25 protein-coding genes are annotated in these 25,967 nt (G+C 69.8%); 14 read left to right on the top strand and 11 right to left on the bottom strand.

Going from position 1 to position 25,967, the window contains the following annotated elements; all coding sequences use genetic code 11:
• Positions 1-2 precede the first annotated feature (2 nt).
• The 4 genes from AB0O44_RS02470 to ccsB are packed head-to-tail and all read left to right on the top strand — an operon-like array spanning position 3 to position 4,348.
• On the top strand, positions 3-614 hold the full coding sequence (locus AB0O44_RS02470) for a TlpA disulfide reductase family protein (RefSeq protein ID WP_364133762.1): 612 nt from the start codon (positions 3-5) through the stop codon (positions 612-614).
• A 16-nt stretch (positions 615-630) separates the two neighbouring features.
• The gene (locus tag AB0O44_RS02465; RefSeq protein ID WP_290256115.1) at positions 631-1,386 is read left to right on the top strand and encodes a cytochrome c biogenesis protein CcdA; all 756 of its coding nucleotides are present in this window, start codon (positions 631-633) and stop codon (positions 1,384-1,386) included.
• Positions 1,386-3,239 (top strand): cytochrome c biogenesis protein ResB, encoded by a 1,854-nt coding sequence (locus AB0O44_RS02460; protein WP_290256114.1) that lies wholly within the window; start codon positions 1,386-1,388, stop codon positions 3,237-3,239. Before AB0O44_RS02465 ends, AB0O44_RS02460 begins: the two co-directional genes overlap by 1 nt.
• Entirely contained in the window at positions 3,239-4,348 is a 1,110-nt protein-coding gene (ccsB, locus tag AB0O44_RS02455; RefSeq protein WP_290256113.1) for a c-type cytochrome biogenesis protein CcsB, read from the top strand. The genes AB0O44_RS02460 and ccsB overlap by 1 nt, the downstream gene beginning before the upstream one ends.
• 108 nt (positions 4,349-4,456) lie before the next feature.
• Here ccsB and AB0O44_RS02450 read toward each other — a convergent pair whose 3' ends face one another.
• Complete coding sequence (locus AB0O44_RS02450) at positions 4,457-5,131, bottom strand: hypothetical protein (RefSeq protein ID WP_364133758.1); 675 nt, start codon at positions 5,129-5,131, stop codon at positions 4,457-4,459.
• Between the two features lie 608 nt (positions 5,132-5,739).
• Positions 5,740-6,147, bottom strand: coding sequence for a PLD nuclease N-terminal domain-containing protein (locus AB0O44_RS02445; protein WP_364133756.1), 408 nt, complete (start codon positions 6,145-6,147; stop codon positions 5,740-5,742).
• A 130-nt stretch (positions 6,148-6,277) separates the two neighbouring features.
• Here AB0O44_RS02445 and AB0O44_RS02440 point away from each other — a divergent pair, with 130 nt between their 5' ends.
• Entirely contained in the window at positions 6,278-6,592 is a 315-nt protein-coding gene (locus tag AB0O44_RS02440) for a DUF4229 domain-containing protein (RefSeq protein ID WP_364133754.1), read from the top strand.
• Between the two features lie 72 nt (positions 6,593-6,664).
• Here the strand turns inward: AB0O44_RS02440 and AB0O44_RS02435 are convergent, their stop codons facing one another.
• From AB0O44_RS02435 to AB0O44_RS02415, 5 genes are all read right to left on the bottom strand, one after another.
• The gene (locus tag AB0O44_RS02435) at positions 6,665-7,546 is read right to left on the bottom strand and encodes a 1,4-dihydroxy-2-naphthoate polyprenyltransferase (RefSeq protein WP_290256109.1); all 882 of its coding nucleotides are present in this window, start codon (positions 7,544-7,546) and stop codon (positions 6,665-6,667) included.
• A gap of 64 nt (positions 7,547-7,610) precedes the next feature.
• Positions 7,611-8,774: an AMP-binding protein gene (locus tag AB0O44_RS02430; protein ID WP_364133751.1), complete on the bottom strand. Its 1,164-nt coding sequence runs from the start codon at positions 8,772-8,774 to the stop codon at positions 7,611-7,613.
• 7 nt (positions 8,775-8,781) lie between these two features.
• Positions 8,782-9,747: a 1,4-dihydroxy-2-naphthoyl-CoA synthase gene (locus AB0O44_RS02425; protein ID WP_364133748.1), complete on the bottom strand. Its 966-nt coding sequence runs from the start codon at positions 9,745-9,747 to the stop codon at positions 8,782-8,784.
• A 21-nt stretch (positions 9,748-9,768) separates the two neighbouring features.
• A complete protein-coding gene (locus tag AB0O44_RS02420) occupies positions 9,769-10,209 on the bottom strand; it encodes a VOC family protein (RefSeq protein WP_290256106.1) in 441 nt (146 codons plus the stop codon).
• A gap of 60 nt (positions 10,210-10,269) precedes the next feature.
• Complete coding sequence (locus tag AB0O44_RS02415; RefSeq protein WP_364133746.1) at positions 10,270-11,019, bottom strand: lysostaphin resistance A-like protein; 750 nt, start codon at positions 11,017-11,019, stop codon at positions 10,270-10,272.
• Between the two features lie 203 nt (positions 11,020-11,222).
• Here AB0O44_RS02415 and AB0O44_RS02410 point away from each other — a divergent pair, with 203 nt between their 5' ends.
• Positions 11,223-12,683 (top strand): amino acid permease, encoded by a 1,461-nt coding sequence (locus tag AB0O44_RS02410; protein ID WP_364133744.1) that lies wholly within the window; start codon positions 11,223-11,225, stop codon positions 12,681-12,683.
• 99 nt (positions 12,684-12,782) lie between these two features.
• Here AB0O44_RS02410 and AB0O44_RS02405 read toward each other — a convergent pair whose 3' ends face one another.
• A complete protein-coding gene (locus AB0O44_RS02405; RefSeq protein WP_364134667.1) occupies positions 12,783-13,502 on the bottom strand; it encodes a dienelactone hydrolase family protein in 720 nt (239 codons plus the stop codon).
• A 159-nt stretch (positions 13,503-13,661) separates the two neighbouring features.
• A complete protein-coding gene (locus AB0O44_RS02400) occupies positions 13,662-13,838 on the bottom strand; it encodes a CsbD family protein (protein ID WP_364133741.1) in 177 nt (58 codons plus the stop codon).
• 100 nt (positions 13,839-13,938) lie between these two features.
• Between AB0O44_RS02400 and AB0O44_RS02395 the strand changes: the two genes are divergently transcribed.
• From AB0O44_RS02395 to AB0O44_RS02380, 4 genes are all read left to right on the top strand, one after another.
• Entirely contained in the window at positions 13,939-14,601 is a 663-nt protein-coding gene (locus tag AB0O44_RS02395; RefSeq protein ID WP_364133738.1) for a pentapeptide repeat-containing protein, read from the top strand.
• A gap of 133 nt (positions 14,602-14,734) precedes the next feature.
• On the top strand, positions 14,735-15,946 hold the full coding sequence (locus tag AB0O44_RS02390; protein ID WP_364133736.1) for an acetyl-CoA C-acyltransferase: 1,212 nt from the start codon (positions 14,735-14,737) through the stop codon (positions 15,944-15,946).
• A complete protein-coding gene (locus AB0O44_RS02385) occupies positions 15,946-16,776 on the top strand; it encodes an enoyl-CoA hydratase/isomerase family protein (protein ID WP_364133733.1) in 831 nt (276 codons plus the stop codon). The genes AB0O44_RS02390 and AB0O44_RS02385 overlap by 1 nt, the downstream gene beginning before the upstream one ends.
• Positions 16,777-16,778: 2 nt before the next feature.
• Positions 16,779-17,666 (top strand): 3-hydroxyacyl-CoA dehydrogenase family protein, encoded by an 888-nt coding sequence (locus tag AB0O44_RS02380; RefSeq protein WP_364133731.1) that lies wholly within the window; start codon positions 16,779-16,781, stop codon positions 17,664-17,666.
• A gap of 47 nt (positions 17,667-17,713) precedes the next feature.
• On the opposite strand, the gene AB0O44_RS02375 is transcribed toward AB0O44_RS02380, so the two are convergent.
• Positions 17,714-18,160, bottom strand: a complete 447-nt coding sequence (locus tag AB0O44_RS02375) for an SRPBCC family protein (protein ID WP_364133728.1) — start codon at positions 18,158-18,160, stop codon at positions 17,714-17,716.
• 82 nt (positions 18,161-18,242) lie between these two features.
• Between AB0O44_RS02375 and AB0O44_RS02370 the strand changes: the two genes are divergently transcribed.
• Genes AB0O44_RS02370 through AB0O44_RS02360 form a run of 3 tightly spaced genes read left to right on the top strand, consistent with a single transcriptional unit; the run spans position 18,243 to position 22,264 of the window.
• Positions 18,243-18,872, top strand: coding sequence for a GNAT family protein (locus tag AB0O44_RS02370; protein ID WP_364133725.1), 630 nt, complete (start codon positions 18,243-18,245; stop codon positions 18,870-18,872).
• Positions 18,869-19,579 (top strand): tyrosine-protein phosphatase, encoded by a 711-nt coding sequence (locus AB0O44_RS02365; protein WP_364133722.1) that lies wholly within the window; start codon positions 18,869-18,871, stop codon positions 19,577-19,579. Before AB0O44_RS02370 ends, AB0O44_RS02365 begins: the two co-directional genes overlap by 4 nt.
• Before the next feature lie 9 nt (positions 19,580-19,588).
• On the top strand, positions 19,589-22,264 hold the full coding sequence (locus AB0O44_RS02360) for a S1 family peptidase (RefSeq protein WP_364133719.1): 2,676 nt from the start codon (positions 19,589-19,591) through the stop codon (positions 22,262-22,264).
• 146 nt (positions 22,265-22,410) lie between these two features.
• On the opposite strand, the gene AB0O44_RS02355 is transcribed toward AB0O44_RS02360, so the two are convergent.
• Positions 22,411-24,408, bottom strand: a complete 1,998-nt coding sequence (locus AB0O44_RS02355) for an adenylyl cyclase (protein WP_364133716.1) — start codon at positions 24,406-24,408, stop codon at positions 22,411-22,413.
• A 264-nt stretch (positions 24,409-24,672) separates the two neighbouring features.
• On the opposite strand from AB0O44_RS02355, the gene AB0O44_RS02350 reads away from it, so the two are divergent.
• Entirely contained in the window at positions 24,673-25,965 is a 1,293-nt protein-coding gene (locus AB0O44_RS02350) for an extracellular solute-binding protein (RefSeq protein ID WP_364133713.1), read from the top strand.
• Positions 25,966-25,967: the final 2 nt, after the last annotated feature.

The following is a 25,967-nucleotide window of genomic DNA, read 5'->3' as shown; positions in this document are numbered from 1 at the left end:
GCATGGAGACGACGAACGTCCGCGTCACCCGGCGCGGCCTCCTCGCCGCCGGCGGTGCGGGCCTGGCTACGGTACTGGGCCTGACCGGCTGCGCCCAGGAAGACGACCTGGCCAAGCAGGCCAAAGCCGGGGACAACAAGAACTACGTTGCCGGCGACGGCTCCGTCACCGAATTCGCAGCCGCGGACCGCAAGAAGCCGGTGGACCTCAAGGGCACCCTCTTCGACGGCACCACCGTCACCGCCGCGCAGTTCCAGGGCAAGGTCACCGTCCTGAACTTCTGGTTCGCCGCCTGCGCCCCCTGCCGGGTGGAGGCACCCTCGCTGGAGGCCCTGCACCAGGAGTTCAAGGACCAGGGCGTGCAGTTCTACGGCGTCAACCTCCGCGACGAGAAGGCGACGGCGGACGCGTTCGACAAGACCTTCAACCTGACCTACCCGAGCTTCAACGACAAGGACGGGGCGGTCCTGCTGGCCGTCTCCGGCCTGGTTCCGCCCGGCGCCGTCCCCACCACCCTGGTTCTCGACAAGCAGGGCCGGGTGGCCTCCCGCGTGCTCGGAGAAATCGAGAAGGGCACCCTGAAGTCCCTCATCGCCGCGGCCGTGGCCGAGTGAGCCGGGAGCTGCCGCCGTGAACAGTCCCTTCGCCGAAGCCATCCTCAACGGATCCCTCCTGCTTGCCATCCCGGTGGCCCTGCTGGCCGGGTTCGTGTCCTTTCTGTCCCCCTGCGTGCTGCCGCTGGTGCCCGGCTACCTCGGTTACGTGACCGGGCTGACCGGCGTCGACCTGCAGAAACAGCGCCGGGGAAGGATGCTGGCCGGGATCGGGCTCTTCGTGCTGGGCTTCTCGGTCATCTTTGTCCTGCTCGGCGGGGCGTTCGGCCAGCTCGGCACGTTGATCACCGGATCCCAGAACGGCTGGATCACCCAGCTGCTCGGCATCCTGGTGATCATCATGGGCGTGGTCTTCCTGGGCGGATTCTCCTGGCTGCAGCGTGACGCCAAGATCCACGCCAAGCCGCCGGCCGGGCTCTGGGGAGCGCCGCTCCTGGGCGTCACCTTCGGCCTCGGCTGGGCACCGTGCATTGGCCCCACCTACTCCGCCGTCCAGCTCCTGAGCCTCTCCGGCGGTTCCTCCGCTGCCAAGGGCGCCCTGCTGGCCTTCGTCTACAGCCTGGGCCTGGGCATCCCGTTCCTGCTGATCGCCCTGGCCGTGCGCCGCGGCGTCGGCGTCATGTCCTTTTTCCGCAAGCACCGGCTCGCCATCCAGCGCACCGGGGGCGGCATCCTGATAGCGCTGGGGCTGCTGATGGCCACCGGCGTGTGGGGTGCCTGGGTGTCCGGCCTGCAGTACTGGTTCCAAACCGATGTGAAGTTGCCGATCTGATGAGCGAGCGAGTGAACGAACAAACGAAAACCACGCCGGACGGCAAGAGCGGCACCACCACCAAGCCCCGGAAGAAGGCCGTCTCCTCGGCCAAGTCCGAGGCGGTGCTGCCCACGCTGGGCCCGCTGGGCATGCTCCGCTGGGCCTGGACCCAGCTGACCAGCATGCGCACCGCGCTGTTCCTGCTGCTGCTCCTCGCCGTCGCCGCCGTCCCCGGGTCCCTCTTCCCGCAGCGGCCGGCCAACCCCGCGATCGTCACGCAGTACATCAAGGACCACCCCGACTACGGCAAGCTGCTCGACTCGCTGCAGCTCTACGACGTGTACTCCTCGGCCTGGTTCTCCGCGATCTACCTGCTGCTGTTCATCTCGCTGATCGGCTGCGTGGTGCCGCGCGCCATCGTCCACTACAAGGCGATGCGCTCCCAGCCCCCGCGCACCCCGGCCCGGCTGTCCCGACTGCCCGAATACGGCACCCTGATCATCCCCGCCGACGCCGGGATCCCGGCGTCGCGGGCCATCGAGGATGCCGCGGCGCTCCTGAAGAAGCGCGGCTACCGCGTGGAGGTCAGGGACCGCGACGGCGAACGGCCCTCCGTTGGGGCCGAACGCGGCCTGTTCAAGGAAGTCGGCAACCTGGTCTTCCACACCGCCCTGATCGGCGTGCTGGTTTCCGTCGCGGCCGGCGGCCTCTTCGGCTACAGCGGCCAGCGGATCCTGGTGGAGGGCGATACCTTCGTCAACACCCTGGTGGGCTACGACCAGTTCAGCCCCGGTACCAACTTCCAGTCCAGCCAGCTGCAGCCGTACTCGATCCAGCTGGACAAGTTCCAGATCACCTTCGACCGCGAGTCCAAGGGCAAGTTCGGCCAGCCGATCGACTTCAAGGCCGACGTCACCACCAAGGAAACCCCGGACTCGCCGGCCAAGCAGGAGGTGCTGAAGGTCAACGACCCGCTCAGCCTCGGCGGCACCAGCGTCTACCTCACCGGTAACGGCTACGCCCCCGTGGTCACCGTCCGCGACGGTGCCGGCAACATCGCCATGCAGGGCCCGGTAGTGGCCAAGCTGCAGGGCGACAACTACTACTCCTCCGTGGTCATCAAGGTCCCGGACGCCAAGCCGGACCAGCTCGCGTTCGCCGGGTTCTTCCTGCCCACCGCCTTCATCACCCCCGAGGGCGTCTCCTTCAGTGGGGACCCTGAGCTGTTCAACCCGCAATTGACGCTGAACTCCTACTACGGCGACCTGGGCCTGAACGACGGCGCCCCGCAGAACGTCTTCGAGCTCGACGTCAAGAAACTGACCCCGCTGAACGCCCGCAACCTGCCCACCAAGGGCATCGTGCTGACCCCCGGGGCCACGCAGACCCTCCCGGACGGCAAGGGCTCCATCACGTTCGACGGCGTCAAGCGCTACGTCGGCGTCGACATCCACCACAACCCCGGTCAGGCCTCCGCCCTGGCGTTCGCCCTGATCGCTGTCGCCGGCCTGGTGACCTCGCTCTACGTCAACCGGCGCCGGGCCTGGGTCCGCACCGGAACGCACCCGGACGGCCGGACCATGGTCGAATACGGCCTGCTGGCCCGCGGCGAGGACCACCGCCTGGCCGGCGAAGCTGCCGCGATCCGCGCCATGCTCGCCGCCGCCTGGCCGCTGGACGAGGAACCTGACTCCGCGAAGGGTCCCGGCGACGGGGCCACGGCCTCCCAGCCCGCTCCCAGCACCATGGCGGATAATGGCCGGGCGGAGACCGTGCTGCCCGGCGCCGAGGGCGAACAAGCCCCGGAGGACGCCGCCGCAGACGCCACCCAGCCCACACCCGGCTCTACCGAGTCAAAGAAGGATCAGTAATGTTCCCCATCAACGAAACCATGGGCCAGTACAGCGAGCTCTTCATGCTCCTGGCGGCCGGTACGTACACGGTCGCGTTCATCGCCTTCGCCTGGGACCTGGCTAAGAGCAGCAAGATGCTCCGTGCCGTGGACCAGAAAGCGGCCGAGCTGTCCGCTGCCGAGCGCTCAACGGCCGAGTCCGCGCGCGTCCCGGTCGGCGCCGGGGTCGGTGCCGCCGGTGGCAGCTCTGACGCCCCCCGCCTGGCCGGTCCCGCCGACCGGGCGGAGCGGCCGACGTCCTCCGCCGCGGGAGCCGCCGCCGACGGTGCCGGTCTGACCGCCGACGGCGGCATGCGTTACGGCTCCGAGCGCCGGGTGCCCGCCCGCGTCGCCGTCGCCCTGGCCGTGCTCGGTGCAGCCATCCACGCCGCCGGCGTCATCACCCGCGGCTTCGGCGCCGGCCGAGTGCCGTGGGGCAACATGTACGAATTCCTCACCACCGGTGCGTTCGTGGCCGTGGCAGTGTTCCTGCTGGTGCTTATCCGCCGCGACCTGCGCTTCCTGGGTACCTTCGTGATCGGCCTGGCCATCATCATGCTGGTGGCCGCCTCCGTGGCCTTCTGGACCCCCGTGGGACACCTGGTGCCGGCACTGCAGAGCTACTGGCTGCTGATCCACGTGTCCATCGCGGTGCTGTCCTCGGCGCTGTTCACCCTGACCTTCGCGATGTCCGCCCTGCAGCTGGTGCAGTCGCACCGGCAGAAGACCGTGGCTGCCGGCGGCAAGGACAAGCTGGGCTTCATGCGGCTGGTCCCGAACGCCCTTTCCCTGGAGAACCTCTCCTACCGGATCAACGCCATCGCCTTCGTCGGCTGGACCTTCACCCTGATGTTCGGCGCGATCTGGGCCGAGAAGGCCTGGGGCCGGTTCTGGGGCTGGGACACCAAGGAAGTCTGGACCTTTGTGATCTGGGTGGTCTACGCCGGATACCTGCACGCCCGCGCCACCCGCGGCTGGACCGGTACCCGCGCGGCCTGGCTCTCGATCGTCGGCTACCTGTGCGTGGTCTTCAACTTCACCATCGTGAACCAGTTCTTCAACGGCCTGCACTCCTACTCGGGACTGTAAGGCCGGGGCCAACTTTGGGGCGCTGGTCCCGGTCTCTCGGGCCGACCCGCTAATCTATCCGTTTGCCAGAAATGGCCGCTAAGCCACAGCGCTTAGCGGCCATTTCTGTCAGATGGGCGGTCTGTCAGCTGGGCGGCCTCTCCCCGGACGTGCTCTGCTCCTCGGGGGGTGCGGCGTCCATCCGCGGTCCAGCAGGGCCGCCCGCACGCGGGTGACCGCCGTCGGCTCCAGCCCCGGAGCGAACGGGGTCAGGTCCCACTGGGTCAGCACCACCACCCGCCAGCCGGCGTCCCGGGCCCGCTCGTCCCGGAAGATATCGCTGCGGCATTGGCGGGGTCCGGCATGGTGTCCGCCGTCGTACTGGACCGCCACCTTCTCCCGTTCGTAAGACATGTCAGGGTCTTGGATCCAGCCGCCCGTCTCGTCCAGCATCGGGACGTTGATTCCGGGCTCCGGCAGCCCATAGCTGAGCAACAGGAGCCGGAGCTCCGTTTCCTTGGGGGAGTCCGTGCCTTGCCGCATCAGTGCCCTCGCCCGGGTGGCTTTCCGGTAGCCGGCCTTCCCGGCCCGCGTCTGAAGGTAGGCGTCCACGGCCTGCAGGGTGGACAGCGGGTTGCGGCGCCTAAGCAGAAAGTCCCCGGCGATCACCAGGTCGTCGAGGCTCAGGCTGCCGGCGAGGTCGAACCAGGTCCGCAGTGGTGAGGTGCAGCGGATGTGCGCGCCCGTGACAATTTTGTCGGGCGCCAGAAGTTGCTGATGGCCTACGACGTTCCTGCGCCGCACTGCCCGACGCCCGGGCTGGCTCGTCAGATGGACGACGGCGGTGCCGGCGGACGCTAACGGCAGAGGGAACCCCCACAGGAGTGCCGCCGAGAGATGGCTCACGACGGCGTCGGTGACCGTGGCCAGAGCGCGGGCCCGGCTGAGGAGCGTGTCCGGGTCGGTGCTGTCCTTCCGAACGCCGTGACAGGGGCTGACAAGATCCCGTGCCCGGGTCCGGCCGCGGCTTACCGCCGCCGCCCGGGCCTCGGCCGTGCTGAAGGGCCGGTGTAGTAGCTGCGGGGGGAGCTCGCTGGGTGGGCGCATGAAGGTCATTCTGCGCCGGTTGGAGCGGGGCAGGTGGGTTGTCCACAGGTGACCCGGGGTGTGGGGGAGGAGTGGTCCGCGTCGGACCGGCCGAGGGGGCCGGTAGCAGGACCGGCGGATCCGGGGCCGAGACGCTAGGCCGGAGACGCTCCTGGCGGCGCCGGTTTGCCAGAGATGGCTGTTCTGAGGCTGCTTGAGCGACCGTTTGCGGCAAGTGGCCGCGGCAGGTGGCCCTGGCGGACGTCAGCAAGTTCGTGCGGGGGGCGAGGAGCGGGGTACAGAGGGGGCGATTCAGCGGGGAGGAGCTACTTGACCTCGTCCGTGCCCGAGGCGGGATCACCGCTGCCGTGGGCCTCTCCGGACCCGGAGTCGCCGCGCAGGTCCCGTTCCCGGGCCTCAAGGTCGTCCTTGAGCTTCTTCAGCCGGTCCGCCTCCGCCTGGTTGCGCCGGCGCACCTCCAGGTTGCGGAGGAACTCGGGGTCGTCATCCGGGGCGGTGGGGTGGCGGTACGTCGCGGGAGCCGGCCCGGCGTTGCCGCGGGGACGCCCGATCAGGAACCAGAGCACGGCACCGAGCACCGGGAGGACGATCTGGACCGCGATCCACGCGGGCTTGGAAATACCCTTCACGTCGCGGGCGTCCGTGCGGATCAGGTCGATCAGTCCGTAGACAAAGACCACCAAAACAATGATTGGTACCACCACGCGGAGCATACTTTCAGTCTAGCCGCCGCCCGGCCGTTCGGCGGCGGGGCCAGGGCACGGAGCAATAACACTCTGCCGCGGCCCTCCAGTGGAACAACCGGCCGCGGACCGACGGGTCCGGGACGGCTAAACTGGGACCGTGGCTTTCCTGAAATACTCCCTGATCCGCCTGGTGCTGTTCGCGCCGCTCTTTGCGCTCTTCGTCTACCTGCAGCTTGGCTGGCTGCTGGCCGCGCTCTGCGCCGGGATGATGGCGTTCGCGATCAGCTTCCTGTTCTTCCAGAAGCAGCGCGACCAGGCCACCGCGTCGCTGCACAACCGGTTCTCCGGCAAGGCCAAGCCGCTGCGCACCGCGGGCGAGGTTGACGACGCCGAGGCCGAGGACCGCCTGGTCGAGGCCCACCCGGACGTCACGGTCCGCACCGAGCGCCACAAGGACTCCGAGGAGTCCTGACCCATTGAGCCGGCCCGCAATCCTCGTGAGCGGACCGGCAGCCGGGAGGACCGGCCGCCCCAGTGGCGCCGCCTAGAAACCGTGGCTGAGGACCAGTCCGATGGAGAACAGCGCCGCGTAGCCGAGGTTGATCAGGCCGGTCTGCTTCAGGACCGGGATCAGGCTCTTGCGGCGCCGGCCGGCGATCATCAGCCAGGACGGCATCAGGCTGGCCGGGATCAGCAGCAGCACGATCAGCATCCACGGCTTCGCCGGCGCCAGCACAATCACCAGCAGGATGGCGACGGCCAGCATCAGCACGTAGCTTTCCCGGGCGTGCTTGTCGCCCAGACGCACGGCGAGGGTCTTCTTGCCCGCCACCGTGTCCGTGGGGATGTCCCGGACGTTGTTGGCCATCAGCAGCGCGCAGGCGATCAGGCCGGTGCCGATCGCGCCGATGACCGCCGCGAGGCTGACCTGACCGGCCTGCGTGTAGGTGGTGCCGAGGGTGGCCACCAGGCCGAAGAAGACGAAGACGAACAGGTCGCCGAGACCCAGGTACCCGTAGGGGTTCTTGCCGCCGGTGTAGCCCCAGGCGGCCAGGACGCAGCCCACGCCCACCAGGATCAGCCACCACGCCTGCGTGATGATCACGAGCACCAGCCCGAACAGCATGGCCAGTCCGAAGGCCCCGAAGGCCGCCCGCTTCACCAGCGACGGTTCCGCGGCGCCGGATCCCACCAGCCGGAGCGGGCCCACCCGGTCCTCGTCGGTGCCGCGAATGCCATCGGAGTAGTCGTTCGCGAAGTTCACGCCGATCTGCAGGAACAGCGCCACCAGGGCCGCCAGCAGGGCGTTTACCGGACGGAACGCGTCCATCTCGTAGGCGGCGGCCGACCCGATCAGCACCGGCGCGATCGCGGCCGGGAGGGTGCGGGGACGGGCGCCTTGGATCCATTGTGCGGCTGTGGCCACGTTCAGTACCTCGTTGCTTGGGGGGTGGCGGCCTGCTGGGGAACAGGCCTGGTGGAAGCTTTTACTATTTTCCCTGATGCAGGGCGTCCAGCCGAACGGCCATGCCCAGCCGGTCCGGTTTCCCGTTGGGGAGCATCAGCAGTTCATCGGCGAGGTGGACGGTCTTGGGTGCCAGCGCGCCCGTCAGCGGACCCGCCGGGCCGGAGTCCAGAAGGGCGCGGAAATCCGCCGCGGCGTCCTCGGATCCGTCGGTCAGGACCACGTACGCGGCCAGGGCCCGCCCCCATTCGGCGGAGGGCACACCGGTCACGAACGCGGCGCGCACGCCGTCGAGCCGTTCGAGCTCTGCCTGCACGTGCGCGGCCGAAACCTTGACGCCGCCGGTGATGACGACGTCGTCCGCGCGACCCTGCACCGTGAGGGTCCCGTCGGGGGCCAGGGTGCCGAGGTCGCTGGTGCGGTACCAGCGAAGGCCGTCGCTTTCTACGAAGGCCGCCGCCGTCAGGTCGGGCTCTCCCAGGTACCCGGCGGCCACCGTGGCGCCGCCGAGCAGGATCCGCCCGTCGGCGTCGACCGCCACCTCGACGCCCTCCAGCGGGACGCCGTCGTAGACGCAGCCGCCGCTGGTTTCGGCCGAGCCGTAGGTGGTGACCACGCGGACGCCGGCCTCCCGGGCAGCGGCCAGCAGCTCCGCCGATGCCGGTGCGCCGCCGAGCAGCACGGCGTTGAAGCGGCGCAGCGCTGCCAGCGTTTCGGCCGACGGGTCATCGAGCAGCCGCTGCAGCTGGGTGGGCACCAGGGAGGTGTAGCGGAGGGTGTCGGTCAGCTCCCCGGCGGCCGCGGTGAAGGCCTCGGGGGTGAATCCGCCGGAGAGGTCCATGGCCCAGGGCCGGGTCCCGGCGAACAGCGAGCGGACCAGCACCTGCACTCCCGCCACGAACTGCACCGGCAGGGCCAGCAGCCACTGGCCCTCGCCGCGGAGCGCGATCGCCGTCGCCATCGAGGAGGCGGCGAGTGCGTCGACGGTCAGGACCGTGGCCTTGGGGGTACCGGTGGACCCGGAGGTGCGGACCACGACGGCGGCGCCCTCTACTCCGGGGACGTCCACCGGGCTGGCCACGGGTGAGCCGTCCGGGCCGGCCGAGAGTTCGACGGCGGGGCCCTCCCCGCCGAGCGCGGCGGCGAGGGCGGTCAGGACCTGGTCCAGATTTGGCGGGGCGGCTGTCATGGCTGGCCTAGAAGTAGTAGGGGAACTGGGACCAGTCCGGGTCGCGCTTCTCCAGGAAGGCTTCCTTGCCCTCCACGGCCTCGTCGGTCATGTAGGCCAGGCGGGTGGCCTCGCCGGCGAACACCTGCTGGCCGGCCAGGCCGTCGTCGGCGAGGTTGAAGGCGAACTTGAGCATCCGGATGGCCTGCGGGGACTGCCGGGCGATATCCGCTGCGTACTCCAGCGCCACCTCCTCGAGCCGCTCGTGGTCCACGGCCTCGTTCACGGCGCCCATCCGGACCATGTCCTCGGCTGAATATTCGCGGGCCAGGAAGAAGATCTCGCGGGCGGCCTTCTGCCCGATCTGGCGCGCCAGCAGCGCCGAACCGTAGCCGGCGTCGAAGCTGCCGACCGTGGCGTCGGTCTGCTTGAATTTGCCGTGCTGGCGGGAGGCGATGGTGAGGTCGGAGACGACGTGCAGCGAGTGCCCGCCGCCGGCCGCCCAGCCGTTGACGACGGCGATGACCACCTTGGGCATGGTCCGCATCAGCCGCTGGACCTCCAGGATGTGCAGCCGGCCGGCGCGCGCCGGGTCGATGCTCTCCTGGGTCTCGCCGTCGGCTGTGTTCTGTACTACGTACCGGTACCCGTCCCTGCCGCGGATCCGCTGGTCACCGCCGGAGCAGAACGAGTGGCCGCCGTCCTTGGGGGAGGGGCCGTTGCCGGTCAGGAGCACCGTGGCCACGTCCGGGGTCATCCGGGCGTGGTCCATCACGCGGTAGAGCTCGTCGACGGTGCCGGGCCGGAACGCGTTGCGCACCTCAGGCCGGTTGAACGCGATCCGCACCGTCGGGAGGTCCCGGACCACGGTGCCGTCCGCGGCGCGCTCCACCTGCCGGTGGTAGGTCATGTCCTGCAGGTCGAACCCGGACACGGTGCGCCACCGGGAGGGGTCGAAGACGTCGGATACCTTGGCGGGGATTTCGTTGCTCACACACCGAGTCTAGTAATCGGCTCAGCTGATGCAGAACTCGTTCCCCTCGGGGTCGGCCATCGTGTACCAGGAATGCGGTCCCTCGTTGGCGGTCCAGAGGTAGGTGGCGCCGCGGGCCTCGAGGGCGGCGCGGACCTCGTCCTTGTCGCCGCCGGCCAGGTTCACGTCCCAGTGCACGCGGTTCTTGACGGTCTTGGGCTCGGGGGCGGTCTGGAACAGGATTCTCCGAGTGGCCGGCCTGCTGGCCAGGTCCTCGGGAGGCCGGATGGCGGCGCCGGTCCGCCAGACCAGTTTCCCGCCGTGCCGGAGGGTGTCCGCCTCGGTCGCGAAGCCCTGCTCGATCATGGACCGGATGAAGTCCTCGTCCTGCGGCTCCACGGCCCAGTCCAGGGTCTCGGCCCACCAGTCGGCGAGGGCGTGCGGATCCGTGCAGTCGACGGCGATCTGGATGTTCAGTGTCATGGCAGAAACCTACGACGGCGGCCCGCGGGGCGCCAGAGGCTGGTGCCGGCAACCAGTTGGTTACTGCAGCCGGTCCAGGGCGTCCGGCGGGATCGCGTAGATGAAGATCACGGCCAGCAGGTTCTTGGCCGCGTGCACGAAGTAGGAGAACATCAGGTTCCGCCCCGTCCAGACGTACACGAACACCAGGACGGCGCCCATCGCGATGTAGGGCATCAGCACCGGAAGCGTCAACGCCTCCTGGCCCACGATGTGCAGCCCCGCGAAGAGCACCACGGAGAGCGCGCTGCAGACCCAGATGTTGATCTTGCGGCTGAGTTTGCCGATCAGCAGGTGCCGGAAGATGTACTCCTCCACGAACGGACCCACCACCACCAGTAGCGGAACCATCAGCCAGGCCGGCACCTGCTGCATCAGTGCCTGCAGCCCGGCCTGGTTCGCGGAGGTCTGCGGCGGGCCGGTCAGCGCCACCAGGACGGCGGTCAGAATCATCGCGGCCACAACGGACGCCGGCACCATGAGCAGGGTGAACCACGGCCGGGTGGCCAGGACCTGCAGGTCCCGCCGCACCACGCGGCGTGCTGCGGTCAGCGCCAGCGCACCAATCACGCCGTAGAAGACCAGGTTGATCGCGTATGACGCGGCGGCGGGGTTGGGGGAGAGCTGCAGCACCACCGGCGTCAACAGATCCGCGGCGGTGGCGAAGAACGCGGCAACCGCCACATAGATGCCGGCGGCGGTGAAATCCAGCCGGGAAAACACGTAGAAATCCGGTCGCGGTGCCGGGATGCGGCGGAGATCGGTGCCCATGGAAACAGACTATCCGGCGTCGGCCCGGTGTTGCCCGCGTCACGGCAGGCCCGGCCCAGCTAGTACTATAGACGAGCCGCGCGACGCCGAGCCGCAGTCGGCTCCGGTACCACCGGCTGCCCCGTTCGCCGGGCGCCCCTGCTGCCGAACGCCCGGAAAACGCCGCCCTGTCCCGGCCAGATCCCCAACCGCAAGGAACAGCTGTGCCTCAAAGTACGTCCACAGACAAGCAAACCGCGGCCGCCCCCACCGCCGTCGACTCCTCCCTCAGCGCCGAGGGCTACAAGAAGTCGCTGAGCGGCCGCCAGGTCACCATGATCGCCATGGGCGGCGCCATCGGCGTCGGCCTCTTCATGGGGGCCGGCGGGCGCCTCGCCTCCACCGGCCCCGCCCTGGTTTTCTCCTACGCCATCGCCGGCGTCATCGCCTACCTGCTGATGCGGGCCCTCGGCGAGCTCATCATGTACCGCCAGACCTCCGGCTCCTTCGTTAGCTACGCGGGCGAGATGTTCGGCCGCAAGGGCGCCTACCTCTCCGGTTGGATGTACTTCATCAACTGGGCCATGACCGGCATCGCCGAGCTGATCGCGATCGGCCTCTACTTCCAGTTCTTCTTCCCCAACGTCCCGGTCGAACTGACCGCGGTGGCCGCGTTGCTCCTCCTGGTGGGCGTCAACCTGCTCAGTGTGAAGGCGTTCGGCGAATTCGAATTCTGGGCCTCCGTCCTGAAGGTCGGGGCCATCGTGATCTTCCTGGCCGTGGGCACCTTCATGGTGGTCACCAATGCCAAGGTGGGCGAGGGCCACGCCTCCGTCACCAACCTCTTCGCCGGCGACGGCGGCATGTTCCCCAAGGGCGCCCTGGTGATGATCCTGGTGCTCAACGCCGTGATCTTCGCCTACAACGCCATCGAACTGGTCGGCATCACCGCCGGCGAGATGGAGGACCCGGCCAAGGAGGTCCCCAAGGCCATCCGCGCCGTTGTCATCCGCATCGTGGTCTTCTACGTCGGCTCCGTGACCCTGCTGGCCATGCTGCTGCCCTCGGACCAGTACAAGGCCGGCACCTCGCCGTTCGTCACCGTCTTCGGCCAGATGGGCCTGCCCTGGATGGGCAACGTGATGAACATGATCGTCATCACCGCTGCGCTCTCGTCCTGCAACTCGGGCCTGTACTCGATCGGCCGGATCTTCCGCACCATGGCCAACAACGGCCACGCCCCGCAGTGGCTGACCCGGATGTCCAAGAGCCACGTGCCCTACGCCGCCATCCTGGCGATCGGCGCGGTTTACCTGGTCGGCATCCTGCTGAACATCTGGCTGGGCGGCTCGCACGCCTTCGATCTGGCCCTGAACACGGCCTCGATCGGCGTCATCTTCACCTGGGGCTCGATCTTCGCCAGCCAGATCGCGCTGCGCAGGATCAAGGGCAACGACGCCTCCTCGCTGCCCATGCCGGGCTCCCCGTGGACCAGCTGGGCCGGCCTGGTGGCGCTGCTGGCCATCACCGTGCTGATCGGCTTCGACACGATGACCAGCAAGACCGGCGAGGTCTTCCAGCTGGGCCTCTGGACGCTGGCCACCATCCCGTTCTTCGCGGTGGTGCTGTGGCTGGGCTGGCAGAAGGTCAAGCACAACGCCCCCAAGAGCGAGCTCTACAGCTAGTTCCTCCTGTTCGGACACGTTCGGTTCGCTGTACAGGGTTCAGCCACCCACGGACGACGGCGGTCACCCGCGCTGCGGCGCGGGTGACCGCCGTCGCCGTTAGCCCTTGAGGTGCCGGGCGAAGTGGTCCTCGATGCGCCGCCAGGCCTCCGGAGCCGACGTCGGGTCCGGACCCACTCCCATCACCCGCAGCAGCGGGCGCAGCGGCCGCGGCCCCGCCTCGACGTCGTTGAGGAAGGCGTGCCCCGCCGTCGGGAACTCCTTCACGTCGTGGCTGACGTTGAGCCGCTCCAGCACATCGGTGAGCTTCTCGGCGGCTCCCGGCAGTCCCCGGTCCCGGCCGCCGTAGTTGGCCACGATCGGACACGCCCCGGCCAGCTCCCGTTCCGGGTTGGAGGGCAGCTTGCCGTAGTTCACCGCGGCCGCGTCGAAGCCGTCGTTGGCCAGCAACAGGGCAAACCCGCCGCCCATGCAGAAGCCGATGACCCCTACCTTCCCGTTGGTCCGGCCCGAGTCGAGCAGCCACCGCCGCGCCGCCTCAAGGTCGGCGAACGCCTTGCCCTGGCCCGAGGCCAGGGAGCGCATGGTGGAGACCAGGCAGCGGCGCGCGCCCCCGTCGCTGAAGAGGTCGACGGCCAGGGTGAGGTAGCCGGCGGCGGCCATCCGGTCCGCGTGGCGGACCGTGATGTCGTCCAGCCCGAAGACCTCGTGGATCATCAGCACCGCCGGGAAGGGGCCCTCCCCGTCCGGGGTGGCCAGGTAGCCCCGAAGCGTCCGGGACCCGTCCGGCCCGGCCGGGCCGAGGTCGACGTTGTGCAGGTCGGTGCTGCCGGCGGTGGGGCGGTTGGCGGTGCTGGCCACGGGGGCTCCTCGGTTCGTCGGGCGGGATGGTGGAGTCGCTGGGTGAGGGGTGAAAAAACGACGCCGGGCACGCCCCCAAAGGAGCGCCCGGCGTCGTCGGCCATCGCGGCGGGGCGGCTAGTCGCGCCGGACCGCATCCTTGACGTTCTCGCCAACCTTCTTGGCATCGGAGACCACCTGGTCCTTCTGGCCTTCGGCCTTCAGACGGTCGTTGCCGGTGGCGGTCCCGGCAGCCTCCTTGGCCTTGCCACCAAAGTGCTGCGCCTCGTGCTGAATCTTGTCGCCGAGACCCATGGGGAACCGCCTTTTTCTCTGGTTGGCTGCTTCGGTCCCAGCATAAGCAAAGCATGCTTACTAGTTCAAGTCTTTTCCGGTCGGCGCTAGGCTCGATGTCATGAAACCCGGCAAGCCCCGAATCACCGCCCCGCGCCTCCCGGACCTCCGGCTGGATGATCTCCAGGAGGACGCGGACCCCGAGTTCCGCCGCGGGGAACGCTACGAGGGCCGCTCCTACCGGCAGGCCATCGCCGACGGGCTGGACCTCGCCGGTACGGACTTCGTCGAGTGCTCGTTCGCCGGGATTTCCTTCCACGAGACGCAGCTGCGCGGCGCCGGGTTCCGGGACTGCGTCCTGTCCGACCCGAACGCCCCCGTGCTTACCGCCGCCCGGGCGGGGCTGACGGAGGTGGAGATCCGCAATCCGCGCTGGGGTTCCGCCGAGCTCTACGAGGGGCGCTGGCAGTCGGTGCGGATCGATGGCGGAAAGCTCGACTACGTCAACCTCCGCGGCGCCACGCTGGTGGACGTACAGATCAGCGACTGCATCATCGGGGAGTTGGACCTCGGCGCGGCTACGGCCACCCGGGTGGTCCTGAAGGACTGCACCATCGGCGCCTTGGACTTCACCGGCGCCCGGCTCAAGGACGTGGACCTGCGTGGGAGCGCCTTCCGGGCGGTCAGCGGCCTGGGCAGCGTGTCCGGGCTGGTGGTTGACGAGCGCCAGTTGGACCTGCTCGCCCCGCTGCTTGCCGCGCATCTGGGGGTCACCGTCGCCTGAGCCGTTGGGGATATGCCGGAACGTCATGCAGGCGTCCCCGGTTGACCCTCTTGACCCGCCGTGTAATCTTTATAGAACGAACGGTCGGTAATTTATTCTACTGCCGGCCCCCTCTCTGGTGAAGGATGTTCTCATGGTCGAGGCTTTTCTCGTTGGCGGTGCCCGCACCGCGGTTGGCCGGTACGGGGGAGCCCTGTCCGCGGTCCGTCCCGACGACCTGGCGGCGCTGGTGGTCCGTGAGGCCGTCGCCCGCGCCGGCGTCGACCCGGACGCGGTGGAGGAGGTCATCCTCGGCAACGCCAACGGGGCCGGTGAGGAAAACCGCAACGTCGCCCGGATGGCCACGCTGCTGGCCGGCCTGCCGCTCCACATCCCCGGAATCACCGTCAACCGGCTCTGCGCCTCCGGCTTGAGCGCCATCATCATGGCCAGCCACATGATCAAGGCCGGCGCCGCGGACATCGTGATCGCCGGCGGCGTCGAATCCATGAGCCGGGCGCCCTGGGTGCAGGAGAAGCCGCAGACAGCCTTCGCCAAGCCCGGCCAGATCTTCGACACCTCCATTGGCTGGCGCTTCACCAACCCGCTGTTCCAGAAGGGTGAGCTCTCCCGCGACGGGAAGATGACCTACTCCATGCCCGAAACCGCGGAGGAGGTGGCCCGGGTCGACGGGATCACCCGCGACGACGCCGACGCGTTCGCCGTCCGGTCGCACGAACGGGCACTCGCCGCGATCGCAGCGGGCCGGTTCGCTGAGGAAATCGTTCCCGTCACCGTCAAGACCCGCAAGGGTGAGACCGTGGTGGACACCGACGAGGGCCCCCGCCCCGGCACCACCGCCGAGGTGCTTGCTGGGCTGCGACCCGTCGTCGCGGGCGGCTCGGTGGTCACCGCCGGCAACTCCTCCACCCTCAACGACGGCGCCTCCGCGATCATCGTCGCCTCCGAGGCCGCCATCCGGAAGCTGGGCCTGACCGCCCGCGCCCGCATCATCGCCGGCGCCTCCGCCGGCTGCGAGCCCGAGATCATGGGCATCGGCCCGGTCCCCGCCACCCGCAAGGCCCTGGCCAGCGCAGGGCTCGGCGTCGGCGACCTCGGCGCCGTCGAGCTCAACGAAGCCTTCGCCACCCAGTCGCTGGCCAGCATGCGCCGGCTGGACCTGGACCCGGAGATCGTGAACCGCGACGGCGGCGCGATCTCCCTGGGCCACCCGCTGGGCTCCTCCGGCTCGCGGATCGCCATCACCCTCCTGGGCCGGATGGAGCGCGAGAACGCCAAGGTGGGCCTCGCCACCATGTGCGTGGGCGTGGGCCAGGGCACCGCGATGCTCCTGGAGCGCGTCTAATGGCCGCCGGCGGCCTGGACGCCACGGGCTTCGCGACGCTCCTGGTGGAGGAGCGGCCCGACCGGCTGGTGGTGCTGCTCAACCGGCCCGAGGCCCGCAACGCCATCGACCAGCAGATGGTCGACGAGCTTCACCGGGTCTGCGCCTACCTGGAACAGACCCCCAAGGTGCTGATCATCGCAGGGACCAACGGCGTGTTCGCCTCCGGCGCGGACATCGCGCAGCTGCGCGAACGCCGCCGCGACGACGCACTGCAGGGCATCAACTCGACGATCTTCGTCCGGATCGCCAAGCTGCCCATGCCGGTCATTGCGGCCCTCGACGGCTTCTGCCTCGGCGGCGGCGCGGAGCTGGCCTACGCCGCCGACTTCCGCATCGGCACGCCCGGGGTCCGGATCGGCAACCCCGAAACCGGCCTGGGCATCCTGGCCGCGGCCGGGGCCAGCTGGCGGCTCAAGGAACTCGTCGGCGAGCCCGTGGCGAAGGAAATCCTGCTGGCCGGGACCGTCCTGCGCGCCGACCGGGCCCTCGCCGTCGGCCTCATCACCGAAGTCCACGACGCGGACCGGCTCATGGATGCCGCTCACGATCTCGCGGACAGGATCGGCCGGCAGGACCCGCTGGCGGTGCGGATCACCAAGTCCGTCTTCCACGCCCCCGCCGAGGCGCACCCGCTGATCGACCAGCTGGCCCAGGGCATCCTCTTCGAATCCCAGGCCAAGTTCGACCGGATGCAGGCGTTCCTGGACAAAAAGAACGCCAAGAAAAACGCCAAGAAGAGCGCCACCGCAACCGCCACACCTCAAGACCAGCACGACGGGACGAAGTAACCATGAGCAATTCCGCACAGTCCGCCCCCACGTCCGACGGCGTTCTTCCCCGGTTCGTCGGTGTGCTCGGCGGCGGCCGCATGGGCGCCGGCATTGCCCACGCTTTCCTGATCAAGGGCGCGGATGTGCTGGTGGTCGAACGCGACGAGCAGTCGGCCGAGGCCGCCCGCGAGCGGGTGGAGTCAGCCGCCGCCAAGAGCATCGAGCGCGGCGCCGTCGACGGCAACCTGGACGAGATGGTCTCCCGACTCGCCGTCTCCGTGGATTACGACGACTTCAAGGACCGTCAGCTGGTGGTCGAGGCCGTCCCCGAGGACTGGGACCTCAAGGTCGCCTCGCTGCGCGGCATCGAGGAGCGCCTGGCCGACGACGCGTACCTCGCCTCCAACACCTCCTCGCTCTCCGTGAACGGGTTGGCGCGCGAGCTGGCGCGGCCGCAGAACTTCCTGGGACTGCACTTCTTCAACCCGGTGCCGGCCTCCACCCTGATCGAGGTGGTCCTGGGCGAGCAGACCTCGGATGCTGTGGCCGCTGCGGCCCGCGGCTGGGTCGAGGCGCTGGGCAAGACGGCCGTCGTCGTCAACGACGCTCCCGGCTTCGCGTCCTCCCGGCTGGGGGTAGCGATCGCGCTGGAGGCGATGCGCATGGTCGAGGAGGGGGTCGCGTCCGCCGAGGACATCGACAACGCCATGGTCCTGGGCTACAAACACCCCACCGGCCCGCTCCGGACCACGGACATTGTGGGCCTGGACGTCCGCCTGGGCATCGCCGAATACCTCGCCTCGACCCTGGGCGACCGCTTCGCACCGCCGCAGATCCTGCGCGACAAGGTGGCCCGGGGCGAGCTCGGCCGGAAGACCGGCAAGGGATTCTTCGACTGGAACGGCTGAACCGGCCCCAGCGGGCCGTCTTCCCGGCCCTCTTGAGGCCGCAGCGCCTAGCCGGAGTGCGTGGCCAGTGAGTCCAGCGTCCGCTTCATCCCGTCCATGGCGGGGTCCGCGAGCTTCTGGAACATGGGCCGGGCGATCGGCTCGGCCAGCTTCATCCAGCCCTTGAGCTGGAATTCCGCGGTGTAGTTGACCTCGCTGCCGGAGCCCGCGGGCCGGACCTCAATGGTGTCCACCGAGATCACGCTCTTGTTCTCGCCGCGGAGCACGATCTCCGAATCGGAGAGCTTGACCACCTCGTAGGTCAGGCTCTGGCGCTTGCCGCGGAACTCTGCCTCCGCGTGGTACCGGTGGCCCACCGCGACCGGGCCGTCGGTGAGCTTCCTGACCACCGGCGTGCCGGGGTCCCACTCGGGCGTGTGCTCGAAGGCGGAGAGGTAGGCGAAGGCCTTGCCGGCCTCCAGCGGGGTGCGGACCGTGCCGGTGACTGTGATCATGGGCCCAGCCTACCCACGGCGTCCAGCCCCCCGGACGGGAATGCCCAGGGGTCCGCCGCTGCCGCGGGCCTAGGATGGTGCCGTGAACCCCTTCCAGCCGCTCACGCTGACCGGCCGCTACGTTGCCCTCGAACCCCTGGACCACAGCCACCACGACGGGCTGGTGGACGCGGTCCGGGACGGGGAGCTATGGAAGCTCTGGTACACCGCCGTCCCCGCCCCGGAGGCCATGGGCGCCGAGATCGACCGGCGGATGACGCTGCAGGCGGCCGGCTCCATGCTGCCGTTCACCACCCGGCTGCTTGACCCCGCCACCGGCGAACCCGGCCGGATCATCGGGATGACCACCTACATGAACATCGACGCCGCCGTGCCCCGGGTGGAGATCGGCTCCACCTGGAACGCCGCCTCCGCGCACGGCACCGGCAGCAACCCCGACTCCAAGCTGCTGCTGCTCCGGCACGCCTTCGAGACCCTGGGCTGCCCCGCCGTCGAGTTCCGCACGCACTGGCTCAACCACCAGTCCCGTGAAGCGATCGCCCGGCTCGGCGCCAAACAGGACGGGGTGCTGCGCAGCCACACCAGGAGCGCCGACGGCGCCCTGCGGGACACCGTGGTGTTCTCGATCCTGGAACACGAATGGCCCATGGTCCGGAACAACCTCGAATACCGCCTCGCCAGGCAACGGACCGAACGGGAACCTGCCCGATGAGCAGGAACGGAGCCGTGGGCGGAGCGGTCACCTGGGACGGGGCGGTGAACGCCTGGCACGTCGGTGGCGAGGTTTACCGGATGGGCCGCCGCGAGTGGCTCACCGAGACGGGCTGGCGGCAGGCGTACGACGCCGGGATCCGCACCGTTATCGACCTGCGCAACCCGGAGGAGATCCGCCCCCGCGAGACTGATCCGCGGGTGCCGGAGGCGGCCCTGGCGCCGTTCGACGTCGTCCATGCCCCCACCGAGGACCCCGCCAACGAGGAGTTCCGGGCCCTTTGCGTTCCCTACCTGAATGACCCCGCGTCCTACCCGGACAACGTCCGGCTCTTCCCGGACCGGATGGCCCGGGTCTTCCGGGCCATCGCGGCCGCACCCGCCGGCGTCGTGCTGCACTGCTCCGCCGGCCGGGACCGCAGCGGAATGATCGCCGCGATGCTCCAGGACCTCGCCGGGGCGGGGGAGGACGCCATCGCCCTGGCCTACGAACGGGCCATGCGCGGCATCAACGAACACCACCGCGTCTCCCCGGTCAAGCACCCGCACGAGCGCTACCTGACCGAGGCCGAACTGGGGCCGCTGCTCGCCACCCGGCAGGCCAGCCTCCTGGGATTCCTGCGCAACCTCAGGACTTCCACATTTTTGGGCCACAATGGCGTAACGGAAGGGGAGCTGGCGGCCATCCGGGCCAAACTCGGACGCTAAAGTGACCGGGTGAAGATAGCAAAAAGCGTTCCTGCGCTGCGGATGACGGCCGCCGTGGCCGTTGCGCTCGCCGGAGCGTCCCTGGCCGTTCCCGCGCTCGCCGAAACGGGCTCCGTCCAGCCGACACCCGCCGCCACCTCCAGCCCCTCCGCCTCTTCCGGGGCAACGGCCGCGCCGACGACGTCGCCCACGCCGGGCTCGCCCGCGACTGCTTCTCCTTCACCTACGTCGCCCGCCGCGCCCGCCCCCGCCGCCGCCCCGGCCCCCGGCATCAGCGAGGACGGCCTCGCCGAGGCGACCCTCCGCGACCTCGGCATGACCCTCGAGCAGTTCAACGCCGCCGGCGAGCTCGCCCGCCGCGCCGCCGACGCACTGCCCTCCCTGTCCAGACTGCCCGGCTACGTCGGCATCAGCATCAGCAACGGCAGGATCATCGTCGACGGACAGGGCGCCGAGCTGCAGGCCCGGGTGGATGCCCTCAACGCGGCCGGCCTCACGGCCGTGTTCACGCTCGCAGCCCCGGCCGCGCCGGCCCCGGCACCGAGCGCCGCCGACCTCATCGCGGCCAGCACTGACCAGCTCTTCGCCGCCTACGTCCGCGACGTCGGTCCCGCAGGACTGCAGGCCGTGGCCTACGCCGGCGGCCACTTCGTCATCCGGACCGGCGGCGTGACCGCCGCCGAGGAAACCCCCGCCGCCCCCGCCACCCCCGCCCCGGCTCCCGCGGCGACGGCGACGCCCGCTCCCACCGTGGGAGCGACGAACGTCCCGGCGGGCACCAGCCCGGCCCTGACCACGGCCGCCCCCGGCAAGATCTCCCCGGCCGCGTTCGTGGCCCGCTACAAGAACGTCCAGCTGGAGAAGTCCGCCCCGATCACCACCGAGGCCAGCACCGACTACTTCGGCGGCCAGGGCTACGTCACGGATGTGAGCACCATCTGCTCCGCCGGGTTCGGCGCCTATGATCCGACCGGGCTCCCCCTGATCCTGACCGCCGGCCACTGCGCCGAAGACGGCATCAGCAAGACCACCACCGTGGAGCCGCCCGCCGCGGCGACGGCAGGCGGAGCGACCATGCCCCTTCCGACCACCCGAGACCCGCTGGGCACCTTTGGCTTCAGCCAGTTCGGCGGCCCCGGCAACACCGCCATCACGGGAACGCAGGACAGCCCGGGCAATATCGGCACGGATATCGCCGTTATCCAGGGCCTCGCCGCCGGCGTCACGCCCCGGCCCGCTGCCACCATCTGGGACAACGTGGCCAACCCGGCGCCGTCGTCGGTCAAGATCATCGGCACACTCGCTCCCGTCCAGGGCCAGGCGGTCTGCCACTCGGGCCGGACCAGCGGCTGGAAGTGCGGCACTGTCGACACCGTGGGCATCATGCTCATCCCGGGCCGGACCAGCGTTGCGCCGAACTACGACAACGATCTGCGCGCCGTCCGCGCCTTCGACTCGACCACGGTGAAGTCCGCCGGCGGCGACTCGGGCGGGCCTTGGATCAGCGGCAACTTCGCCGTGGGCACCCACACCGGGGCCGAGACCCAGAACGGGACCCAGCTGCGCGCCATCGCCGCCACCCTGCAGGATGCCATGGCCACGGTTCCCAACGTCCAGCTGCAACTCTTCCTCAACGCACCGCAACTCGACGGGACCGCCAGCGGCGCCACCCTTCAGCCGGGCACCACGATCCGCGGCCGTGTCGCGGCCGCCCCCGCGTCCGCCGTCGCCGCCGGCTCCTCGGTCCGCCTGACCCGCGACGGCGGCGCCCCCACTGATGTACCCGTGCAGTCCGACGGCACCTGGTCCTTCGCATTGCCTGCGACCGAGGGGAAATACGCCTACACCGCGGCCACCGTCAACGGCTTCAGCCACTCGGAGACCACCGCGTTCGCCCTGACGGCCTCCGCGCTGACCGCCCCCGCCATCACCACCCCCGCCGCGGTCCCCACCGCCTTGGCACCCGCCATGATCGAGGGCACCGGAACGCCCGGCAACACCGTCGCGGTGACCGGCGCCGTCACCGGCTCGGCCACGGTCGCCGCCGACGGCCGCTGGAGCGTCCCTTTCGGGAGCGGCCCGCTGTACGGCAAGCTCGCGGTCTCGGCGGTGCAGACCTCCCCGGGCCACGAGGACGGTCCCGCGGCCACCGCGGTGTACCTGGTCCAGCCACCGGTCCCCGCCCTGGCACTGTCCCTCGACGGGTCCACGTTCCGGCAGGACGCGCTGCCCAAGACCATCTCGGGGACCGGTGTGGAGGGCGCCTCGGTCAGCGTGAGCATCGACGGCGTCCCGCTGGATGCCGGCCAGGCCGGCGGCCCCGGCGTCGGCAGCAAGGCCGTCTCCGGCTCACTGGCCCTGGCGGTTCTCGCCACCGGAGGGCACTGGTCCGTGCCGTTCCCCACGGGGCTGACGACGGGACTGCACACCCTGACCGTGTCCCAGTCCCTGGACGGCATCGCCTCCGCGCCGCTGTCCTCCACGTTCTCGATCAGCGCACCGGTGGCGGCCGCCGCCGCGGCCGTGTCCCCGGACCGTTCCGCCGGGACTCCCGTCCTCGCCAGCACCGGAGCCGGCGGACTGGTGCCCGCTGCCGGAGCCGCCGCGGCCGCGTTCCTGCTGGGCGCCGGCATGCTGGTCCTGGGTCGCCGCCGGAAGCCGGCGGCGCAGGGAACCGCCCGGTAAATCGGACGGCCAAAGCGCCCCCGGCACATCGGACCGGCGAAACGTTCCGGTAGTCGGCCCACGGAAATACCAAGAAGGCACAACAAAGCCCGGCGGGACGGGCCCCATGGACATCATCCGGGGGCCGGTCCGGCCGGGCTTTGCTTTTAGCCGAAGTTCGCGACGTAGCTTGGCTTGCCCACCTCGGCGGTGGTCACCGGGGCGCCGGTGTCGTTGACCACGTGGTCCAGCGTTCCCGCGCCCAGGTTCACGGTCAGCAGCCCGTGCAGCTTCACGCCCGGGGTGACCGGGACCTCGAAGCCGCGGCTGGCATGGATCGAGGGATCCACGTTGGTGTAGACGTAGCTGCCGCCGCCCCAGAGCTCGTGGGACCGGACCGAATCGGCAACCTTGTACCCGGCCCAGCCGAGGACGCCGTCGTGCTGCCAGGCGGCCTGGTTCGGAGCGTCGTAGGGCAGCTCGTTCTGGAAGAAGACCGTCCGTCCGCGCTCACCGTTCCAGGTCACGTTGTACTGCTGGTAATGCTCCACGAACAGGCCGGTGGCGGTGACGTCGTCGCCGTTGATGGTAACGCCGTTGTCGGCTGTGTTGGTGTCCCAGCCCACGCCGTTGCCGTGGTCCGCGCGCCAGGCCCAGATGTGGTCCAGGAGCACGCCGTCGCTGTTGACCTCGAGGCTGACGGAGGCCTTGCCCACGTGCGGGCCGCCGATGCGGAAGAACACGTCGTGCAGGGCCGTGGGGTTGGCTGGGTCCCCGTGCTTGCCGGAGGCATCCGTGTGGGAGGCGTTGCCCTTGGCCTTGCCCAGCCGCATCAGCGCCGGGGAGTTCACGGTGCCGGCGTCGATGGTGAGCCCGGCGACCTGGACGCCGGAGACGTCGGCGACCTCCATTGGAACGGCGCCGCCGACGGCGGTCAGGGTGGTCATGCCGAGTCCAAGGACCACGGTGTCCGCACGCTTGACCTCGAGGGTGCGGTCGATGTTGTACACGCCCGGGGTGAAGAGCAGGTTCTTGCCGCGGGCCAGCTGGACGTTGATGTCCTTGGCCGAATCGGCAGGCGTGGCCACGTAGAAGTCGGAGAGCGGCACGCTGCGTCCCGCCGTCGGGCCGTTCTCCCAGGTGGTGCCGGAGGAGTTCTGCCGCGCGGAGGGAACGAACACGCTGTAGCTGCCGGCGCCGTCGATGGTCAGGTACGGCTTTTCGCGGCTGACCGGGGTGCTGGCCAGTGTGGTGTACGGCGGGTCCGGGAAGGACTGCGCGGGTGCGCCGTTGACGCCGGAGAAGACCTGGTTCCAGACGGCGTTGGACCAGCCGCCGAGGGTGCTGTCACGGACGTAGTACTGCTGCTGGGAGCCGTTGATCACGAACCCGGTCTTGGAGTCGGCGATGAAGCCGCCGCTGGCGTACTGCGGGCCGGCGGTGCAGTAATCCATCAGGGTGAGGTTCCCGCCGGTGACGTTGACCCGCCGCATCGGCGAGGCCTGCGAGGCGGCCCAGAAGTTGGCCGAGGACCGGCAGCCATCCAGGCCGGTGACGTTGATGGTGAGGTTGGAGACCGACCGCCAGAAGTTGTTCAGGGCGATGCAGTTATCCGCGGTCAGGCAGCGGTTGTAGGTGTCCACGTGGCCGTTGATGGTCACGTCGGTGGGGGAGTTGCCCAGGCCCGCCACTTCGGTGGAGTAGCCCACCTGGATGATTAGCGGCGTCTCCGCGGTGCCGTAGGTGCCTGGCTTGAAGAGCAGCGAGTACCGGTTGGTGCCCATCTCGTCGTCGACCTGCTGGGCGGCGATGGCGTCGACGGTGGCCTGGATCTGCGCCACCGGCATGCTCGGGTCGAAGACCCGGACGTTGGGGCCGAACGCGGACGCGGCGCCGGGTGCCGGCTTGGCCGCTAAGGCGGGCTGCGCCGGAGCGGGCTGCGCAGGAGCGGGCTGCCCAGGGGGGGTGGCGGGGGCTGCCGGGACGACGACGGCGGCCGGCGCGGGGCCGGTCCCGGCGGGTACGGCGGCGGTGGCCGCGGTGCTGCCGGCCAGGGCAGCGGCGAGGGCGACGACGCCTCCGACGATCAGCCGGCCTGCGCCGTGCGGGGAGGTGCGGAGGCCCGGCGGGGACGCCGGGCGGAACGGGAAGTGGGCTAGCGGCATTGCTCGGCCTGCTCTCTGTGGGGGTGGCGGGGCTCCGTGCGGAAGGTTGTGGGAGCGCTCCCGCCGGGAAGCGTAACACCGGCTCCAGGTGACGGCAAGGGATTCTCAGCCTCCGATGAGGGCGGGTTGACAAGCCGCTGTGATGTGCGACACCATCCTCGTGAGAGCGCTCCCACCACGAATGTGGGAGCGTTCCCATGAGGGTGACGGGACGCCATGAGTCCGCACCCGCCCCATCACCCACCTTGACGAAGGAGTCCCCGCGTGAAATTCCCCCGCAAACTCGCCGCGCTGTCGGCGTCGGCCGCCTGCCTTACCCTTGCCCTCAGCGGCTGCGGCGCCGACGCCCCGAAGAGTTCCGGCCCCTCGGGCGAGACCGGCAAGGAACCGGTGACCCTCACCATCGCCACCTTCAACGAATTCGGCTACGAGGATCTGATCAAGGAGTACCAGACCCTCAACCCGAACGTGACGATCCAGCACAAGAAGGCCGCCACCACCAACGAGGCCCGCGATAACCTCACCACCCGCCTGGCTGCCGGGTCCGGGCTCTCCGATATCGAGGCGATCGAGGTGGACTGGCTTTCGGAGCTCAAGCAGTACCCGGACAAGTTCGTGGACCTCAAGGATCCCGCCGTGGAAGGCCGCTGGCTGGACTGGAAGGCCAAGGCCGCCACCACCGACGACGGCCACCTGATCGGCTACGGCACGGACTCGGGCCCCGAGGCCGTCTGCTACAACTCCTCCCTGCTCAAGGCCGCCGGCCTCCCCACCGACCGTGAGTCGGTGGCCAAGATGCTTGGCACCACCTGGGACAGCTACTTCGACGCGGGCAAGAAGTTCGTCGGCGCGAAGACCGGCCCGGCCTGGTTCGACTCCGCCGGATCCGTCTACCAGGCCATGAGCAACCAGCTGGACAAGGCCTACGAGAACGAGGACGGCACGGTCATCGCCGCGGACAACCCCGCCGTCAAGGACACGTACACCAAGGTCCTCAACGCCTCCACCAAGGACAATCTCTCCGCCCACCTGAGCCAGTGGAGCAACGACTGGGTGGCCGGCTTCCAGTCGCAGAAGTTCGCCACCACCCTCTGCCCGGGCTGGATGCTCGGCGTGATCGAGGGCAACGCGGCCGGCGTCAAGGGCTGGGACGTCGCCAACGTCTTCCCGGGCGGCGGCGGAAACTGGGGCGGCTCCTACCTGACCGTCCCGACCCAGAGCAAGCACCAGGCCGAGGCCAAGAAGCTGGCCGCCTGGCTGACCGCTCCGGAGCAGCAGGTGAAGGCCTTCACCGCCAAGGGCACGTTCCCCAGCCAGGTCCAGGCCCTTTCCAGCGACGCCCTGCTGAGCCAGACCAACGCCTTCTTCAACAACGCCCCGACCGGCAAGATCTTTGCCGAGCGGGCCAAGGCCGTGGGCGCCTCCCCGTTCAAGGGCCCGAAGTTCTTCGCCATCAATGACGCCATGCAGCAGGCCCTCACCCGGGTGGACGTGGACAAGTCCGACGACGCGGCTTCCTCCTGGACCAAGTTCCTCGCGGCCGTGAAGTCCCTCTAAGC

Origin of the sequence: Arthrobacter sp. NPDC080082 (assembly GCF_040686595.1) — a bacterium.
In the GTDB taxonomy this organism is placed as follows: Bacteria; Actinomycetota; Actinomycetes; order Actinomycetales; family Micrococcaceae; genus Arthrobacter.
Note: the sequence above shows the minus strand (reverse complement) of the source record. Positions and strands in the feature narration are given on the sequence as shown.

Coding starts and splice junctions, on each gene's coding strand:
- AB0O44_RS02470 (WP_364133762.1), top strand. CDS start 3: ATGGAGACGACGAACGTCCGCGTCACCCGGCGCGGCCTCCTCGCCGCC.
- AB0O44_RS02460 (WP_290256114.1), top strand. CDS start 1,386: ATGAGCGAGCGAGTGAACGAACAAACGAAAACCACGCCGGACGGCAAG.
- ccsB (WP_290256113.1), top strand. CDS start 3,239: ATGTTCCCCATCAACGAAACCATGGGCCAGTACAGCGAGCTCTTCATG.
- AB0O44_RS02445 (WP_364133756.1), bottom strand. CDS start 6,147: ATGCTCCGCGTGGTGGTACCAATCATTGTTTTGGTGGTCTTTGTCTAC.
- AB0O44_RS02430 (WP_364133751.1), bottom strand. CDS start 8,774: ATGACAGCCGCCCCGCCAAATCTGGACCAGGTCCTGACCGCCCTCGCC.
- AB0O44_RS02420 (WP_290256106.1), bottom strand. CDS start 10,209: ATGACACTGAACATCCAGATCGCCGTCGACTGCACGGATCCGCACGCC.
- AB0O44_RS02415 (WP_364133746.1), bottom strand. CDS start 11,019: ATGGGCACCGATCTCCGCCGCATCCCGGCACCGCGACCGGATTTCTAC.
- AB0O44_RS02400 (WP_364133741.1), bottom strand. CDS start 13,838: ATGGGTCTCGGCGACAAGATTCAGCACGAGGCGCAGCACTTTGGTGGC.
- AB0O44_RS02395 (WP_364133738.1), top strand. CDS start 13,939: ATGAAACCCGGCAAGCCCCGAATCACCGCCCCGCGCCTCCCGGACCTC.
- AB0O44_RS02390 (WP_364133736.1), top strand. CDS start 14,735: ATGGTCGAGGCTTTTCTCGTTGGCGGTGCCCGCACCGCGGTTGGCCGG.
- AB0O44_RS02385 (WP_364133733.1), top strand. CDS start 15,946: ATGGCCGCCGGCGGCCTGGACGCCACGGGCTTCGCGACGCTCCTGGTG.
- AB0O44_RS02380 (WP_364133731.1), top strand. CDS start 16,779: ATGAGCAATTCCGCACAGTCCGCCCCCACGTCCGACGGCGTTCTTCCC.
- AB0O44_RS02375 (WP_364133728.1), bottom strand. CDS start 18,160: ATGATCACAGTCACCGGCACGGTCCGCACCCCGCTGGAGGCCGGCAAG.
- AB0O44_RS02365 (WP_364133722.1), top strand. CDS start 18,869: ATGAGCAGGAACGGAGCCGTGGGCGGAGCGGTCACCTGGGACGGGGCG.
- AB0O44_RS02355 (WP_364133716.1), bottom strand. CDS start 24,408: ATGCCGCTAGCCCACTTCCCGTTCCGCCCGGCGTCCCCGCCGGGCCTC.